This window comes from Sphingopyxis sp. 10G20-10 (genome assembly GCF_057365075.1).
In genome coordinates this window covers 287,910-304,353 of record NZ_CP195117.1, presented here as the reverse complement: position 1 = coordinate 304,353, position 16,444 = coordinate 287,910, and the positions used below count along the sequence as shown (strand labels likewise).

The 16,444-nt window shown below is 61.4% G+C and carries 14 protein-coding genes and 1 tRNA gene; 2 read left to right on the top strand and 13 right to left on the bottom strand.

Features of this window, described 5'->3' with window-relative positions:
* Positions 1-5: 5 nt before the first annotated feature.
* The 8 genes from ACR3XE_RS01445 to ACR3XE_RS01410 are packed head-to-tail and all read right to left on the bottom strand — an operon-like array spanning position 6 to position 7,325.
* Positions 6-536, bottom strand: coding sequence for a hypothetical protein (locus tag ACR3XE_RS01445; RefSeq protein WP_486185862.1), 531 nt, complete (start codon positions 534-536; stop codon positions 6-8).
* Positions 533-1,234 (bottom strand): nitroreductase, encoded by a 702-nt coding sequence (locus ACR3XE_RS01440; RefSeq protein ID WP_473699346.1) that lies wholly within the window; start codon positions 1,232-1,234, stop codon positions 533-535. Before ACR3XE_RS01440 ends, ACR3XE_RS01445 begins: the two co-directional genes overlap by 4 nt.
* Positions 1,221-2,093 carry an RDD family protein gene (locus tag ACR3XE_RS01435; protein WP_473699347.1) on the bottom strand — a complete coding sequence of 291 codons (873 nt, stop codon included), beginning with the start codon at positions 2,091-2,093 and terminating at the stop codon, positions 1,221-1,223. The genes ACR3XE_RS01440 and ACR3XE_RS01435 overlap by 14 nt, the downstream gene beginning before the upstream one ends.
* A complete protein-coding gene (locus tag ACR3XE_RS01430; RefSeq protein WP_473699348.1) occupies positions 2,090-3,118 on the bottom strand; it encodes a stage II sporulation protein M in 1,029 nt (342 codons plus the stop codon). The genes ACR3XE_RS01435 and ACR3XE_RS01430 overlap by 4 nt, the downstream gene beginning before the upstream one ends.
* Positions 3,115-4,431 carry a DUF58 domain-containing protein gene (locus ACR3XE_RS01425; protein WP_473699349.1) on the bottom strand — a complete coding sequence of 439 codons (1,317 nt, stop codon included), beginning with the start codon at positions 4,429-4,431 and terminating at the stop codon, positions 3,115-3,117. The genes ACR3XE_RS01430 and ACR3XE_RS01425 overlap by 4 nt, the downstream gene beginning before the upstream one ends.
* Complete coding sequence (locus tag ACR3XE_RS01420; protein WP_473699350.1) at positions 4,428-5,393, bottom strand: AAA family ATPase; 966 nt, start codon at positions 5,391-5,393, stop codon at positions 4,428-4,430. The genes ACR3XE_RS01425 and ACR3XE_RS01420 overlap by 4 nt, the downstream gene beginning before the upstream one ends.
* Positions 5,383-6,633: a DUF4350 domain-containing protein gene (locus ACR3XE_RS01415; protein WP_473699351.1), complete on the bottom strand. Its 1,251-nt coding sequence runs from the start codon at positions 6,631-6,633 to the stop codon at positions 5,383-5,385. The genes ACR3XE_RS01420 and ACR3XE_RS01415 overlap by 11 nt, the downstream gene beginning before the upstream one ends.
* A complete protein-coding gene (locus ACR3XE_RS01410) occupies positions 6,630-7,325 on the bottom strand; it encodes a DUF4129 domain-containing protein (RefSeq protein ID WP_473699352.1) in 696 nt (231 codons plus the stop codon). The genes ACR3XE_RS01415 and ACR3XE_RS01410 overlap by 4 nt, the downstream gene beginning before the upstream one ends.
* A gap of 179 nt (positions 7,326-7,504) precedes the next feature.
* Between ACR3XE_RS01410 and ACR3XE_RS01405 the strand changes: the two genes are divergently transcribed.
* Both ACR3XE_RS01405 and ACR3XE_RS01400 read left to right on the top strand, forming a co-directional pair.
* Complete coding sequence (locus ACR3XE_RS01405) at positions 7,505-9,706, top strand: dehydrogenase E1 component subunit alpha/beta (protein WP_473699353.1); 2,202 nt, start codon at positions 7,505-7,507, stop codon at positions 9,704-9,706.
* Positions 9,707-9,878: 172 nt separating this feature from the next.
* Entirely contained in the window at positions 9,879-10,928 is a 1,050-nt protein-coding gene (locus ACR3XE_RS01400) for an ACP S-malonyltransferase (RefSeq protein ID WP_473699354.1), read from the top strand.
* Between the two features lie 135 nt (positions 10,929-11,063).
* Here the strand turns inward: ACR3XE_RS01400 and ACR3XE_RS01395 are convergent, their stop codons facing one another.
* From ACR3XE_RS01395 to ACR3XE_RS01375, 5 genes are all read right to left on the bottom strand, one after another.
* Positions 11,064-11,924, bottom strand: coding sequence for a response regulator transcription factor (locus ACR3XE_RS01395; RefSeq protein ID WP_473699355.1), 861 nt, complete (start codon positions 11,922-11,924; stop codon positions 11,064-11,066).
* 463 nt (positions 11,925-12,387) lie between these two features.
* Positions 12,388-12,462: transfer RNA gene (locus ACR3XE_RS01390), tRNA-Glu, on the bottom strand.
* 626 nt (positions 12,463-13,088) lie between these two features.
* Positions 13,089-14,114: an IS110 family RNA-guided transposase gene (locus ACR3XE_RS01385; RefSeq protein WP_473699356.1), complete on the bottom strand. Its 1,026-nt coding sequence runs from the start codon at positions 14,112-14,114 to the stop codon at positions 13,089-13,091.
* Positions 14,115-14,196: 82 nt separating this feature from the next.
* Positions 14,197-14,957 (bottom strand): IS5 family transposase gene (locus ACR3XE_RS01380; protein WP_473699357.1). Its coding sequence is split into 2 segments (ribosomal slippage): positions 14,197-14,624 and positions 14,624-14,957, totalling 762 coding nucleotides; the frame shifts between segments, so codons are not numbered across the junction.
* A gap of 420 nt (positions 14,958-15,377) precedes the next feature.
* A complete protein-coding gene (locus ACR3XE_RS01375; protein WP_473699358.1) occupies positions 15,378-16,433 on the bottom strand; it encodes an RHS repeat-associated core domain-containing protein in 1,056 nt (351 codons plus the stop codon).
* Positions 16,434-16,444 lie beyond the last annotated feature (11 nt).

Below are 16,444 nucleotides of genomic sequence, written 5' to 3'. Positions count from 1 at the left end.
TTTCGCTATCCGCGACATTCCTCGATCACGCGACCGATCTCGGCATAGACGGGTAGGGTCAGATGGCTGCCATTGGCGGCCTCGAGCGCGAACCGGCCGCGACTGAACGCGATACGGTCGAGCCGTTGATCCTGCGCATCAAGCCGCACCTGCCCGCCGGTGAAAATCAGTTGGTCGACGCCTGTTGTTGTGCGCAGTTGAACCTGCAACGTTCCGGTTCCTCCGCCCAGTCCGGCGCTGATTATCATGGCGCGGCCTGACCTGGCGCACTGCATCGTCAACAGCGGGGCGGCATTGCCCGTCTGGACGAAACGCGCGCTTCGTGTCGCATCATCATAGCGCCAGTCGCCCGCCTCCAGATCGCGGTCTTCCCACGGCTTGGACGGCGGGGCGGCTTGCGGCGGCGGAGGTGGCGGTGCGGCGACCGGCGCGGGGGGTGGCGGCGGTTCCGGCGCGGGAACAACGGCGCAGCTGGCGACCGCCAGCATCAACGGCACCGCCGTGCCATAGCGGAAAAAGGCTTGGCGCCAACTCATGCGGCGAATCCTTGCCAACTAATCACCTCGTCCAAATGGGCGCGGGGGACCGGCCAGCGATTGACCGGTTTCGTTTCGTCAGCATAGCCGATCGCGAGCCCGCTGAACAATATCTGGTCATCGCCAAGTTTCAGCGTCTTTCGCACCGTCGCGCCATACATCGCCCAACATTCCTGCGGACAGCTCGCCAATCCCGCCTCGACCAGCAACAACATCACCGATTGCAGCCACATCCCCATGTCGGACCATTGCGGTGGTCCCATGATCCGCGAGCAATGGAGGAACAGCATCACCGGCGCGCCAAAGCCGCGATAATTGTTCAAAAACTGCGCTATCCGTCGCGGTTTGTCTTCGCGGGGAATCTCCAACGCGGCGTAAAGGCCTTCGCCCACTTCGCGGCGGCGTCCCTCCCACGGGTCGATCAGCCCCGGCGGGTAAATATCATATTCGGGCTCGCGTCCCTCTGCGCCCATGGCAATCCGCTTTGCGACGGCGTCCTGCACCGCCTGCCACGGGGCACCGGTCAGCACCACCGCCTGCCACGGCTGGATATTGCCGCCTGACGGCGCGCGCTGGGCGGTTTGCAATATCTGTTCGAGCAGCTTGGGATCGACCGGACGATCGGTAAAGGCGCGTACCGACCGGCGCTGGTGCAGCGCGGCGGTGACATTGGCGGCAGAGCCGTCATTCGCTGGCATATTTGTCCTCCCGGCGCTTGCCGAACAGCAATTTGCGTTCGAGCCGCGCCTTTAACTGGCGATAATAAGCGAGAAGGAAGACGTCATCCTCTTCGGCGACGGGCCGCCCGATTTTCGCGCGGATTGTGTCGGCAACCTCGCGCATCGCGCGGTCGTCACGAAGGCGTAGCACCTTCTCCAGCTCTTGCAATTCGAAGATGCCATAGACGCCAAGTTCGGTCTCGCTGAACCGTGGCGTGCTGGCATCGTCGCGCGTTTCCGCCGCCATATCGCTGGTCAGCTTGGCGCGTTCGGCCATCACCACCCATGTCCCGGCGATCAGGTCGCCCATCCGCATCCGGTCGCGGTTGAACAACAGGAACAGGCTGAGCGTCAGCGCCCACAGCATCCCGGCCAGCATCGTCCACCATGCAACCATATCCTGCGATGCGGAATATCCCAGAAACATCAGTGGCAAGAACAGTTCGCACTCGCGGATCAGGTTGCGTGCGACAACCGCATCGGCGGTCAGCCGCCCGCCGTTGCGCGCGACAACTCTTATGCCCATCATGCGCTTGCCGGGCGTCGCGGCGCGCTGGCCCAGTTCAAAACCGATGAACCAAAAGGTGCGGAGCAAAAAGGCCCCGAGCATCCAGATCGAGATGCTGACGGTGGAACGCGATCCCGCCATAATCCACGCCATGACAAGGCTGAACGCAAACAGCACCGCGACCATGATCACAATATCAAGGATCAATGCCCCCAACCGCAAACCGGCGCTGGCGATCTTGAGTTCCAGATCGACCCCTTCGGGGGTGATGAACTGGCGGACCTTGCTGGCGGCGCGGGTGCGGCGTTTGGCGATGACGGTGCCGTTCATGCGGGCTGCTTCCGTCGCGGCAGATAATAATAGGAAAGCCAGAACAACAGCATGATCGTGCCAATCGCATAACGCAGGCTGGTGCTGGTAATCAGCTGACGGCCAAATCCTTCCAGCGCGCCGGCCACCAACAGCATGATGATGACGCCGACCATCACCTTGCCCGCGGTTCGTCCGGCTTCGGATGCCGCGCGCAGCCGGTCGCGCGCGCCGGGAAAGACGACCGCGGTGCCAATTCGCAATCCCGCCGCCCCCGACAAGGCGGCGGCAAACAGCTCGGTGGTGCCATGGATGGCCAGCCAGCCGCCAAATTCGATGCCCAGACCCTTGCTCGTGAACACCGCCAGCATCGCACCCATATTGATGCCTTGGTAAAATTCCAGCATCATCGTCGGCACGCCAAAGGCAAAGCCCAGTGCAAAGGACAGGATCGATACCTGGCTGTTGTGGGTGAACAAATAGGTCGCAAACAGATGAAGCCCGCCGTTGGCATCGGTCGCGGCCTTGCCATGTCCGATGGTGCTTTGCAGAAACTCCACCGTCGCGCGCGGGTCGCGCCCGCCCGACAATTCCTCGGGCATGAAGTTGAAAAACCATTCGGGCTGCGTTGTCACCAACCACCAACTGGTCAGCGCTCCGAGCAGGATGAGCAGCGCGATGATGATGGTTTCTTTCCACACCGCCCGCACCGCCGCAGGCCAATCATAAGCAAAGAAACGCTTCACGCGGTCCCACCGCCTCTCGCGCACGCCATAGATCAGAAAATAGCCCCGGATCGACAGAGCCTCGAGGTGATCGAGCAGCGCCTTGTCGAGGCTGGTCGCGCGTGCAATCGACAGCGACGACAGGGTGGCGCGATAGAGGACCGGTAACTGCAACAACTCGTCACTCGTCAGCGCCTTGGCCCCGCGCCGTTCCAGCTTGCCCAGCAGCGCGTCAAAGGCGACCCAGTCGCTTTCACGTTCGGCACGAGAGCGGCTCGTTGAAAAGATTGGAAGCGCGTCGGAGGTCATAGGGGCGGTCACAGGCTACCCTTTCGCTTCATGCCCAAATAGGCATCGACAACACGGGTGCCGATGGCGTCGGGCGGAACCTCGATCACCTCGACTCCCAGACGAATCAGCCGCGCGATGACCAAATCACGGTCGCGCAGCATCGCGGCGGCGACATTGGATCGGGTGATGTCCGACGCGCTTTCGGGTCGACGCCGCTCCTCACTCTCCAGCTCGACATCCTTTAACACCACGAACAACAAGCGATGCTTTTTGACCAGCCGGCCTGCCGCGCGGATCATCAAATCGGCGCTGGTTGCGTCGGTGAATTCGGTGAACAATATGATCAGCGACCGGCGGTTGAGCCGCGCGCTCAGGGTCGTCAGCGCGAGGGTGAAATTGCTTTCCTCATGCGCATAATCAATCGCACTCGCGGCGCGCTGAATTGCCGGAAAATCGCGGGTGTGCATATAGGCGGGGGTTAGCGTCTGCGGCTTTGCGGCAAAGGAGAACAGGCTGATCCGGTCGTTGAGTTTTAACCCGACATAGGCCAGCAACAGCGCCGCCGACACGGCACGGTCGACGCGCGGTATGCCGTCCACCGGCTCGGCCATCGTCCGCCCGCCATCAATCGCCAATATGACCCGATTGTCGCGTTCGATGCGATATTCCTTGGCCAGCAACCGGTTGTGGCGGGCCGACTGGTTCCAGTCGATGGCGCGGCGGTCCATCCCCGGCTGATATTCGGTCAGCGATTCAAATTCGCTCCCCTCGCCGCCCTGTCTTTGTTGACGCAGCCCGAACCAGCTATCGCGCTGGAACAGGCGTGACCCTTGTTCGGTTACCGCACGCACGCTGGGGACGATGCCAATCTGGCCGTTGATCGCAAAGCGCCGCTGTTTCCACACCAGCCCCAGCGGACCGGCCCAGCGAATCCACAGCGTTTCGATCAGCGCCTGCCCCCGGCGTGCGGCGGTCAGGCGCAATGTTTTGACGAGGGTGCTGTCGCCAACGGCCGTCATATTGTCGGCCACACGCCCGCCCTGCGCCAGCCGTTCATCGACCGCGACGGCCAGCTCGGCATGTGCCGGAACTCCATGGTGTCCGCTGGCGGTCAGCGCCACGTCGAACTCTTCACCAATCCCGACCTGATAGGGAAGTTGGGCGTTGACGGCGAGACCCTTGAGGCTCGCGCCCGCCACGGTATCGAGCAACAGGCAAAGCAATATGACCGCGATCCAGCCCGGCGCCACGAGCCAATATTCGGGCCGCACCAGCCCCAAAAGCAACGCCACCGGCGCCCCCGCCAGCAGAAATAGCACCGCGCGGCGGGTCGGGTAGATCAACGCGGCACCTCGACCGTTTCGAGCAGCGCCGCAACGACCTCGTCGACGTTGCGCCCTTCAATTTCTGCGGCTGGCGATAGGATGACGCGGTGCCGCAGCACGCTTGCGGATAGGCGCTGAACATCGTCGGGGATGGCATAGTCGCGCCCATCAAGCGCGGCGGCGGCGCAGGCGGCGCGGGCCAACAGCGTTGCCGCGCGCGGGCTGGCGCCGAAATCCAGATCGGAGCTTTCGCGCGTCGCGCGCACCAGCCGGACGATATAGTCGACAATCTCGTCGGCCAGCCGGACGGTGGCGATGGTGTCGATGGCGGCGGCAATTCCCGCCGCATCGGCAATTTGGGCGACGCCAAAATCCGCGACCGCAGGGCTTTTGAAACGCCCGCCATGATCGGCAACGATCCGTCGTTCGTCTTCGGCATCGGGATAACCAACCACCAGTTTGAACAGGAACCGGTCGAGCTGCGCCTCGGGCAACGGATAGACGCCCTGCTGTTCGATCGGATTTTGCGTCGCCAGCACAGTGAAGCGCGGGCTCATATCGTGCGGCTCGCCGTTGATCGTCACGCGGCGCTCCTGCATCGCCTCCAGCAAGGCGGCCTGCGTCTTGGGCGGGGTGCGGTTAATCTCGTCGGCGAGCAGCAATTCGGTGAAAATCGGCCCTTTGGTCAGGGTGAAACTCGACGTCTGGAAATTGAACAGGTTCGACCCCAAAATATCGCCGGGCATCAGATCGGGGGTGAATTGAATGCGCCCGAAATCCAGCCCGACGGCACGGGCAAAGGCTTGGGCCAGCAGCGTTTTGGCGGTCCCCGGTGGCCCTTCGAGCAAGACATGCCCGCCCGCCAACAGCGCGATGCTGACCATTTGAGTCAGCGCTGTTTGGCCGACGACGGCCTTGGCCACTTCGGCTTCTATGGCTTGGCCCAGCGCCTTGACGCTTTCGATGGGATTAGCTGTCACGCAATAAATCCTTTCTGATCTGGTGCAGCGCTTGCGCGTCTGCCAGCAATTCATGGGTGTTTCGGGCCAGCGGCAATCGCCAGGCGAGGGCAGAAAACAAGTCATGCCCCGGAGCAATCAGCCGGTCGATCCAGGCGTCGGTGGCGGCATCGTCGAGCCCTGCTGGGGCGTGGCGCCGCTTGGCAATCGCGGCGCGCAGGCTTTTGACATAGGCGGCGGCGCCATCAAGCTCACGATCTGCCTGCTTGATCAAGTCGGCGCTGTTGTCGATCAGTGCGGCGCGCGAAATCGGAATAGCGCGCTGCGGGGTCAGCGCCGGTCCAAATCGGGCCCACGCCTGCCACAGCGCCAGCAGGCCAGCGGCGATCAGGCACAGGGTGATTCCGATAAACGGCGGGACAAAGGCAAAGCGGAGCAGCGACCGCTGCGACCCAAAGCCGTTGAGCGTCAGGTCAAAGGCCAGCCCGTCGCTATTTCCATCCTCGGCAATCGCATCGACCAGCATCATCGCCGCGCGCGCCTTGTCGCCGGTGGCAAAGGCCAGATTGTTGATCAGGTCAGGCTCGGCAAGGACATAGATTGACGAGCCATGGTGCCGTGCCAAAATCGCGCCGCCATCGGGGCCAGCGATCAACACGTCGAGATCGTCTCCCGATATGGTCTGGGCCATGGCGGGGAGGGACAGGGTAAAAGCACCGCTACCCAAATCGGTTTTGACAGGTTGCTGCCTATTCTTGCCAAGACTGATTTTGACCGCGCTGAAACGGTCGGGCGGTAACAAGCGGTCGGGAGCAGGTGTGGCAAATCCTGCGCTGACCCACCCGGGCTTGACGGATGACCCCGGCAAACGAGCGGCCTGCCATTTGGGCAGCACGACGAGCACTGACGCCTTGCCCTGCGCTTTCAACAGCTCCGACATTTCTTCGGGTCGGGTTCGGTGGGTTGGGGTCAGGATCGCCAGCTCGGTCCAGTCATCATAACGTGGCGGCTCAACCCGCCGCCGCAAAACGACATTGGCGCCTGATCGTTCGGCAAGATCGACGATGCCGGCATAGCCCGGCGCCGCCTTTGACAGCGCATGGCCGCCGCCGTCATTGCCTTGCGATAGTTGCGGACCCAGCGCCGTCAGCGCCATCAGCGCGATAAAGGCGACCACGCCGATCGCGACCACACCGACGATCAGGCGCGGGCTGAAGGCTGCGCCGCCTTTGCCCAAACGGCCAAGCCCGACGCTGCTCATGCCCGCGCCCAATTGCGCGCAACGGTCAATTCGGCATAGGCGGCGCGGCACTGCTCCCACGCGCCCGAGTCAATCGCACGGCCACCGAACAGGCTGACTTCGACGGCGCGGGCGATGTGGGAAAAGGCGGTACGGGCAACGGTGGGCAGGTCGCCAGCCGCCGCCAGTTCGCGCGACGTCATCGCGGGCTGAACCAGTCCGGGACGCTGGACACTGATGTCGTCAACGCTGCGATAGAGCAACAAATGCACCGCTTCGGCAAAGCGGCCTTCGCGCGCCAACGCATCGGCTTCGGCCAGCAGAACCCGCGCTGCGCCCGCCTCGGCTTGCCCGACCACATCGTCCAATTCCTCTTCGGCCTGTCTGCGGAACAAGGGTAAATTGTCGACCCATTCGGCAAATGCGGGGACGAAATGATAAAGGAGAAACAGGACGAACAGGCCCGCCACAATCCACGCCAACGGGGTAAAGGCCGGCGACGCCCATTGGATGAAATTGGCAATCGCTCGGAAAATCGCCGCCAGCCATTCGGGGGTTTGCGGTTGAGGCTCGGGCGGGGGAAACATGGTCTGGATCGTGCCGCCAGCCATGGTCTGGCCATAGGCTTTGCCAACCAGTTCGGGGTCGATGAGCCATCCGCCGGGCGGCGCGTCGGCGACTGCCGCGCTTTGGGCAAGCCATAGCGTCATCATGTCGAGAATATGGCCCCTGCCCGCTTGCTCATCACCAAAGCTGGTAGCGCGAGCCGCCGCGCCATGGCAAGAGAAGCTTGCGCCGGTCCCTGCCCCGTTCTAGCGCGCCAGACAGAGGCATATAGTTGCGAGCGCAACCATTTTTGCCATTTGTGACCGAAACAAGGGAGAGTGCCCCCATGGACGCAGCGCAGGCCGTGCATGAAAAATTTCTCGCCGCCTTGGCGCGCGGCGCCCTGCCCGACCGCGCGGATGCGCCCGACCCGGCGGCGGTCGATCTGACGCCGTCCGACTGCGCCGATATTTTTCTCAGCCAACTAACCAGCCGCCAGATGGACCGGCTTTCGCGCCATTTGCAGGCGCGCGGCGAGGGGTTTTACACCATCGGATCGTCGGGGCATGAGGGAAATGCCGCGGTCGCCGCCGCGCTGCGCGTCACCGATATGGCGTTTCTTCACTATCGTTCTAACGCTTTCCAGCTGCACCGTGCGCGTGCCGTTCCCGGCCAGACGCCGACATGGGACATGCTGCTCAGCTTTGCGGCGTCGGCAGAAGATCCGATTTCGGGCGGACGGCACAAGGTGATCGGGTCAAAACCGCTCAACATCCCGCCACAAACCAGCACGATCGCCTCGCATTTGCCCAAGGCCGTGGGCGCAGCCTTCTCCATCGGCATTTCAAAACGCCTCGGCCTCACCGACCAGCCTTTGCCCCACGACGCCGTTGTCCTCGCCAGCTTTGGCGATGCGTCGGCCAATCATTCGACCGCGCAGGGCGCGTTCAACACCGCGGGCTGGTCGGCCTATCAGGGCAGCCCGATGCCGCTGATCTTTCTGTGCGAGGATAATGGCATCGGCATTTCGACGCGCACCCCGACGGGATGGATTGAAACCCAGTTTCGCCATCGCGCGGGTCTGCATTATATCCGCTGTAACGGCCTTGATCTGGTCGACTCCTATCGCGGCGCGCGCGAGGCGGCCCAATATGCGCGGCGGCACCGCAAACCGGTGTTCCTCCACATGGACACGGTGCGGCTCTATGGCCACGCAGGATCCGATGTGCAGGCGACCTATCTGCCCAAATCGCTGATCGAAGCCGACGAGGATCGCGATCCCTTGCTGCGCGGTGCGACTTTGATGGTCGAGCAAGGGCTGATGACGGTAAAGGAAATTGCCGAGGCGTATGAAGAGATTGGCGCAACGCTGGCCCGACAGGCCGAAGCGGCGATCCTGCGTCCCAAGCTGACAACATCGGCGGCGGTGATGGAATCCGTGATCCCGCCCAAGCGTATACTTCCACCCGCCAACACCCCCGCCGACGAAGATCGCGCCGCCATGTTCGGCAGCGACAAGGGGCAGATGGACAAGCCGCAACATATGGCACGCTTGTTGAGCTGGGCGCTCGCCGACCTGATGCTCGCACATAAGGAAATCGTCGTTGCGGGCGAAGATGTCGGGCCAAAGGGCGGGGTCTATAATGTCACCGCCAAATTGCATCAGCGGTTCGGGTCGTCGCGCGTCGTCAACACGCTGCTCGACGAACAGGCGATCCTCGGGCTCGCGATAGGCATGGCGCATAATGACTTGCTGCCGATGCCCGAAATCCAGTTCCTCGCCTATGTCCATAATGCCGAGGACCAGATCCGCGGCGAAGCAGCAACGCTCAGCTTCTTCTCGAACGGCCAATATAGCAACCCCATGGTCATCCGCATCGCCGGACTAGGCTATCAAAAGGGTTTTGGCGGGCATTTCCACAACGACAACAGCCTCGCCATTTTCCGCGATATTCCCGGCGTCATCCTCGCAGTACCGTCGAACGGGCGCGATGCGGTGGCGATGCTGCGCGAATGCGTGCGGCTGGCGCGCGAGGAACAGCGGGTGGTGGTTTTTGTCGAACCCATCGCGCTCTATATGACCCGCGACCTTCACGCCGAAGGCGACGGGTTGTGGACCAGCCTTTACGAAGCGCCCGGCGCCGCCAAACCCATTCGCCTCGGCGAACCGGGCGTACACGGTGATGGCAGCGACCTAGCTATTGTCAGCTATGGCAACGGCTATTTCCTGTCGCGGCAGGCCGAAGCAATTTTGGCCAAGGGCGGCGTCAAGGCACGCGTCATCGATCTGCGCTGGCTCGGGCCGCTCGACGCCGATGCGTTGATCGCCGCCGTCGGCGATGCAAAGCGCGTGCTGATCGTCGACGAATGCCGCATCACCGGATCGCAAAGCGAGGCGCTGATGGCGCTGTTTACCGAACGTGCGCCTGATAAAAACCTCGCGCGCATCGCCGCAGACGACAGCTTCATCCCGCTCGGGAGGGCAGCGACCGTCACGATGCCAAGCCGCGACAGTATCGTCGCCGCAGCGCGGGAATTGCTGGCATGAGCATGAGCCCATCCTTCATTTACCCCCTATCTGTAACCGTGCCCCTGCGAAGGCAGGGGGCCATCACCCAGCTTTGCGGTATCGAGCAAGTGGTGGCTGGACAGGAAGGCGCAGGAGATAGGTCCCCGCCTTCGCAGGGGCACGGGGCGTGTATTGGGATGAGGGGGCAAAGATGACCGCAACCAAACAAACCGCCCTTGTCATCGCCCCCGGACGCGGCACCTATGGCAAAGCCGAACTAGGCAGCATCGCGCGCCTGCACAGCGACCGCAGTGACCTGATCGCTGCCTTTGATGCCCAGCGCCGTGCCAAGGACCAGCCAACGATCAGCGAGCTCGACGGTGCCGAACGCTTCAGCATGGCAACCCATATGCGCGGCGACGTGGCCGCGCCGCTCATCTATGCCGCATCGATTCTCGACTATCTGGCGATTGACCGCGACCGCTATGATCTTGTCGCCGTTGCGGGCAATTCGATGGGTTGGTACACCGCCCTCGCCTGCGCCGGTGTGGTGTCGGTCGAGGATGGTTTTGCCATCGCCAACGCCATGGGCTTCAACAGTCAGGCACACGGCCCAGGCGGACAGATATTGCTGTCGGTGGTCGACGACGACTGGCGGCCGGTTCCGGGGTTGCGCGACACTCTACGCGCGCTCGTCGCCGATATTGATGCGCGCGCCGACCATGCGCTGGCACTGTCGATCGATCTGGGCGGCATGATCGTGTTCGCAGGCGACGAGGCGGGGCTGGCTGCGCTCACCGCTGAAGCACCGCCGACGCCGGGGCGCGACCCTGTGCGGCTCGCGGGGCACGGCCCCTTTCACACGTCGCTGATGCACGAAAGTTCAAAGCGCGCAAAGGCGGAGCTGTCGCCCGCGCTGTTCGGCCCGCCGGATATGGCAATGGTCGACGGGCGCGGCGCGCTGTGGCGTCGTTTCGCCAGCAATCCCGCCGCTGTGTGGGATTATACCTTCGGCCACCAGATTCTTGCACCCTATGACTTCGCCTTGTCGGTGCAGGTCGCGGTCAAGGAATTTGCCCCCGACCGCATCATTCTGCCCGGTCCCGGCGGCACGCTGGGCGGTGCCATTGCGCAGGCGCTGATCGGAATTCAATGGCAGGGTTTGACGAGCAAGGCCGAGTTTGCGGTACGTCAGGCGTCTGACCCGATCCTGCTGTCGATGGGACGCGAAGACCAACGCGACCTTGTCACCGCAAACTGATCGTTGAAAAAGATAGGGTCGGCAGAGGCGTGAAGTCTGTCTCTCGCCGACCCCTAGACGGTTGCGGCCAATTGGGGAGGGCTGCGAACCGGAACGATGCAGTCGAACGCTACCAAGACAGTCGGCAGACCGTTCTTAAGGGAGTATAGCAGCAGTGTGAGCGATCCGACCGCTATCGTATCCAAAATGGTTGTAATTGCGCCTTGTGTGATTTGCCGAGCGCACCGGATGGTTGATCTCGGTCAGAAATTTGAGCCGCATCAGCTCGGCAAAACTTTGCGATTCGGACCGCCGCATGATGTTGGCGCGGTGAACCTCGACAGTGCGCGGGCTCAGGTCAAACCGCCGCGCGATTTCTTTGCTTGCCAGCCCCTCGGCCATGGCCGCCAATATGTCGCGTTCACGCGGGGTGAGCCGGTCGAGCCGCACCCGCGCGTCGCGGCGGGACCGGTGATAAATTTCGGCATCAGACCAGGCGTCAAGCGCACGACCGACAATCTCTTGCAGCGCCTCGGCCTCGATCGGTGCGGGAAGAAGGTCGCGGGCACCGGTGTGCAAAATGGCGCGCGATTCGGCGAGGCTCAACTGATCGGCAACGACCAGCGCCTCCAGGTCGCCGCGCGCGGCAATGGCGTCGAGCAGCGCCCGACCGCCCATCGCACCCGGCTGGGTCCAATGCAGGACCACGACGCCGCCCGAAACATCGCCCGCCGCCTCCAGATAATCCTCGGCCTGCGCAAAGCTGCGGATGACGCGGCCACCATCGGCGGCCAGCGCGTGGAAACTCGCCGCCCGCTGGTGCGGGTCGGGCAGGATTAACGTGATATGGCCCCCGATATTTTTCACCCGCAAATGATGGCGGGATGCAGGAAAAAGGGCCAGCACAGGCTGCTTCGTTCTGGCGCCATAATGGCGGGATCGGGGACAGAGCTGTGCTGCACCGGGTTGTTGGCGGTATTCGGCGATCAGGCCGGCGTCGTCCTGTTTGCGAGTCATGCCTGTTGTGCCCCCGGAATCCCGCAGCAGGACGGGGGGCGGGCGCAGGGGTAAAAAGGGTTGGAAGGTCACAAAGGTCACACTACGTCCCCCCTCTGTTCCGCCCTTTCGCGAAGGCGCAAGCGGGGGCACGCGGCGAAGCGGCACCGGCGGACAAATGGCAAAGGAGAAGCGAGTTTTCACCGGACAGGGTGAAGCATGGCGCGATAATGTAGGACAGGATTTTTATTCCGCGCGCGGACGGGTCGTGTCGAGGTGGGCGGGGCTAATTACTATTGTGTCCTCAGCATCTCTTATTTCAGAATTTTATTTAGTCTTGTGAGACGGTTGAAATGATATCGTCCGAGAAATTCCGGGGACACCATACTAATTAAGCTCGCCCGCACAGAATTGCAGGGACCATACACCAAATTCGCGCCTGCATTTCAATAGGAAGCAAGACGGTGCCCATCGGCGACCCGGATGGTGACCCCTACGAGAATCGAACTCGTGTTTTCGCCGTGAGAGGGCGACGTCCTGACCGCTAGACGAAGGGGCCGAAGGGTCGGGTTTGTGGGTGTGGGACCGACCGGGTCCGGCGCTACCGATGGTGACCCCTACGGGAGTCGTGAATTTGCTCTAACATTTTGATTTTAATTAATAAAAACTGAATGTAGTTATATTATACCATCATATGTACCATCAACCACTATTACCTTTCTAGTCACATTGCCACCTCAATCTCACGTTGAACAGGGTGAGCGAGTCGGGGTTTCTGAAAGTGCTTGCAATACGGCGTGCTAATATCGCTTTGCAGCAGCAGTTCCTCGATGCGCAAACCCCGTTAATATCCATAGGCTATGGACGATCTCGCGCCTCGCAGCAGGCAACCGGCGCGAATCTGCCACCCCATGTTCTGACATCTGTGGACGCCCCTTAGGATGCAAGGAGATTTTTGGTCGGCTTGGCGTGTAGTCGGGTGCTGACATCTGTCCGGCCTTTAATGCGGCTTTATTGATGCCGCTGGCCCGTATGGGAGTTCGCGGATTGGCTCCATATCAGGACTGCGTGCTTGGTTGGCACCTTGAGCCTATCTGGTTTTGCCTATCCCGTCTCGTCGACCGTTACGCCATGCTTTCCATCTGACCTTCCTACATCTGCCGGCACCCTCGCGTTCGTGACGAGTTACGCTGCCACGACCGGAGCTCTATAAATTTCGTTCTTCGCCATCAGTGCCCACACCGTTCGCGCCATCTTGTTGGCAAGTGCAGTGATTACCAGCATCCTTGGCTTGCGCGCCAGCATTCGTGCCAGCCATGAGCCTGCCGGTGCACCGCGCCTTGTCGCCTGACACACAACCGCGCTGGCCCCGATGATCAGGAGCCGTCGCAAGGTTCGCTCCCCCATCTTCGAGGTGGCCCCCAGTTTCTGCTTGCCACCGGTTGATTTTTGGAGCGGTGTCAGCCCTAGCCACGCCGCGAAGTCCCGGCCATTGCGGAACACCTCTGGCGGCGGCGCGAGAGCGGCGAGCGCAGTTGCCGTGATCGGACCAATACCGGGAATGGTCATCAAGCGGCATGGGACATCGTCAGTTCTGGCGCGTCTGGCGATTTCCTGATCGAGCAGCTTCACTTGCTCATCCAGCACTACGATCATGCCCGACAAGACTTTGAGCATTGATCGGGCCGCCTCAGGCAGTTCGCATGCCGGGCTTTCGATCATGTCGATCAGCTTGGAGACCTGACCAACGCCTTGCCCAGCAATCAGCCCATATTCTGCCAGATGGCCCCGCAGCGCATTGATGTTTTGGGTCAGCTGCCGCACCAGCAAATCCCGCGTACGGAAAATCGTGGTACTCGCTTGAGACGCTTCGCTCTTGACCGCGACGAACCGCATCGTCGGTCGCTGGGCTGCTTCGCAAATCGCTTCGGCATCGGCTGCATCATTCTTTTGCCGTTTCACAAACGGCTTCACAAACGCGGGCGCAATCAGCCGTACCTCATGACCGAGCTTGCCGATCTCGCGCGCCCAGTAATGCGCCCCTCCGCACGCCTCCATCGCCACAAGACAGGGTGGCCGCGCAGCGAAGAATGCCAGCACCTTGTGCCGCCGCAACGTCTTGCGGAACATCACGGCACCAGCCCTATTTGCACCGTGAGCCTGAAAAACCTGCTTTGCCAAATCCAGACCGATCGTGGTAACTTCTTCCATGGACGCCTCCTTCAAATGGTGTTCAACACCTTCACTTTGGCACATCAAGGCCGCCGGGGGGCGTCCACCCCATCAGGATTCATTAATTGATCCAGAAGGCGCAGATTGCAGCAATGGTGATGGCAGCCATGAAGGTATCTGCCCTTCGATCATAGCGAGTGTGGATACGCCTCCAGTCTTTGAGCCGGGCGAAGAGGTTTTCGATCTTGTGTCGCTGGCGGTAGAGCCGTTTGTCGAAAGGGGCAGGCAAGTTGCGCCCTTTTCGCGGTGGTATGCATGGCGTTATGCCTTTGGCTTTGAGAGCGGCGCGATATTCATCGCTGTCATAGCCTTTATCGCCGATCATCACACAGCCGCGTTCAGGCAACGCGGGATAGAGCAGCTTTGCCCCCTTGTGATCGCTCATCTGGCCTTCGGTCAGACACAGCGCGACAGGCCTGCCCTTACCATCGCAGACTGCGTGCAGTTTGGAGTTCAGGCCCCCTTTGGTGCGCCCAATACATCTGGGTAGAGCCCCTTTTTGAACAGGCTGGAAGCGGTCCTGTGCGCCTTGAGGTGCGTTGCGTCGATCATCAGCATATCGGGCTCGCCCGCCTGCTTGACCAGCGCCGCAAATATCCGGCTGAAGACGCCCAGCCTACTCCATCGGACAAAGCGGCTGTAGAGGGTCTTGTGTGGCCCATAGCCTGCAGGCGCATCGCACCAACGAAGACCGTTCTTGATGACATAGATGATACCGCTCAAGACACGGCAGTCATCGACCCTGGGCACTCCATGCGATAACGGGAAATATGGCTCTATCCAGCGCATCTGCGCCGCGCACAACATCGGCAAATCACTCATCAACAGCTCCTCAAACGAAAAGCCATTGAATCAGCCACCAGCACGCTATGCAAGCAATTTAATGCATCCTGAGCCTAAGTACCCTCACAAAAGGACCCGGCATTAACCCAACGTCCGCCAGCGTCGAGACAGGCGTCGACGAGATTCTCTTTTTGCAGAAGCCAACCGCTCACTAAGCCGATCAGAAAAACGGCGACGAGGGCGACAATCCAAAGCCACTTTTTCATAAACTTCCTCTGTCAGCGTTCGTCCCTGCGCTTGGGCGAAAGAGAGTCACATGATGCTCTGCAAATTTTCTCGGCCTCGCGCGGTTGGATGGGCGTGGTTCGAGACTCCCGCGCTTCACGTCCTGCATCTCGCCCCTGCTGGTTCGCTGCTTCATCCGCTTTTCGATCGGCGGGATTGGGGCCTTTTCTTGCATCATCGGAATCTACGCGCAGTAGACATTCTGCGAGCTGTGTCTTCACCGGCTCGTCCACGTGTGCTTGCTTCACAATTAGCTCGACAGTGATGCTCCTTGTCGTTCCCGATCCGATTTTCCTGCCGCATATGTTTATAATTTTTGACGAAATCTCGGACAGCCCCGACCACCTGCCGCACCAAAGGCTGCTCATTCGGCCTTCTTAAATCCTCGGCTGCTTCCGCTAGCGAGAGAGACGAATGATATGAGATGCTCCCGGATTCTTTCCCGTCGAAGTCAACCTTATTGACCGGATCGTTTGCGACATAGGCGTAGAGGTTGACCTGGTCCTCATACCCGATCGGATCGGTTTGCAAAAAGCGCCCGAGCGTCGGCGAGTAGATGCGCGCTTTGTAGTAGTACATGCCGAGCTCGGGGATCCAGGCCTGGCCCGTGTACTGGAACCGCCCCGCGTTGGTCGCCGCCGGAATGCCCCATTCATCATAGCTGTTGATGGTAATCGCGGCGCCCGTGCTATCAGTCACCGCAATGACACTGCCCTGACGATCGCTATGCAGCCAGCGCGGGGTTGTCGCCCCGCTGCCTTCGTACCAGACCACCGGGTCGTCGACGCTGCTGCCATGAACATATCGGCGCAGCATCGTGCCGGCGCTGCCATACTCGGCGACCAACTCGTCGCCATCATACAGCAAACGCGTTGTGTTCCCGCCCCCGACCGTCTCATACAATCGGCCCAGCGGATCATAACGTAGCGCCGCGCTCGTCGCCCCGCTCGCGCTCACCAGCCGGTTCTCGACATCGTAAACATAGGTCGTCGACCCGTCAGAGGTCAGATTGCCGTTGGCATCATGGGTGAAGCTCGCCGAACCAGCGACCATATACTGGTTGAGCCAGTTCGATGTGTAATTGCGGGCCACATCGACCGACCCCGTCCAGGCATAGCTGTCATTGCTCCGTGTCTGCTGCGCCAGCTGCGATGCTGGTGTGTAGCCAAAGCTGAACGCGACATCCTGCGCCGTACCTGCAATATTGTGCGACAGCGCGTTGAGCCTCATAACACAATCCT

Coding starts and splice junctions, on each gene's coding strand:
- ACR3XE_RS01435 (WP_473699347.1), bottom strand. CDS start 2,093: ATGAACGGCACCGTCATCGCCAAACGCCGCACCCGCGCCGCCAGCAAG.
- ACR3XE_RS01400 (WP_473699354.1), top strand. CDS start 9,879: ATGACCGCAACCAAACAAACCGCCCTTGTCATCGCCCCCGGACGCGGC.
- ACR3XE_RS01415 (WP_473699351.1), bottom strand. CDS start 6,633: ATGAGCAGCGTCGGGCTTGGCCGTTTGGGCAAAGGCGGCGCAGCCTTC.
- ACR3XE_RS01445 (WP_486185862.1), bottom strand. CDS start 536: ATGAGTTGGCGCCAAGCCTTTTTCCGCTATGGCACGGCGGTGCCGTTG.
- ACR3XE_RS01410 (WP_473699352.1), bottom strand. CDS start 7,325: ATGATGACGCTATGGCTTGCCCAAAGCGCGGCAGTCGCCGACGCGCCG.
- ACR3XE_RS01375 (WP_473699358.1), bottom strand. CDS start 16,433: ATGAGGCTCAACGCGCTGTCGCACAATATTGCAGGTACGGCGCAGGAT.
- ACR3XE_RS01395 (WP_473699355.1), bottom strand. CDS start 11,924: ATGACTCGCAAACAGGACGACGCCGGCCTGATCGCCGAATACCGCCAA.
- ACR3XE_RS01405 (WP_473699353.1), top strand. CDS start 7,505: ATGGACGCAGCGCAGGCCGTGCATGAAAAATTTCTCGCCGCCTTGGCG.
- ACR3XE_RS01440 (WP_473699346.1), bottom strand. CDS start 1,234: ATGCCAGCGAATGACGGCTCTGCCGCCAATGTCACCGCCGCGCTGCAC.
- ACR3XE_RS01385 (WP_473699356.1), bottom strand. CDS start 14,114: ATGGAAGAAGTTACCACGATCGGTCTGGATTTGGCAAAGCAGGTTTTT.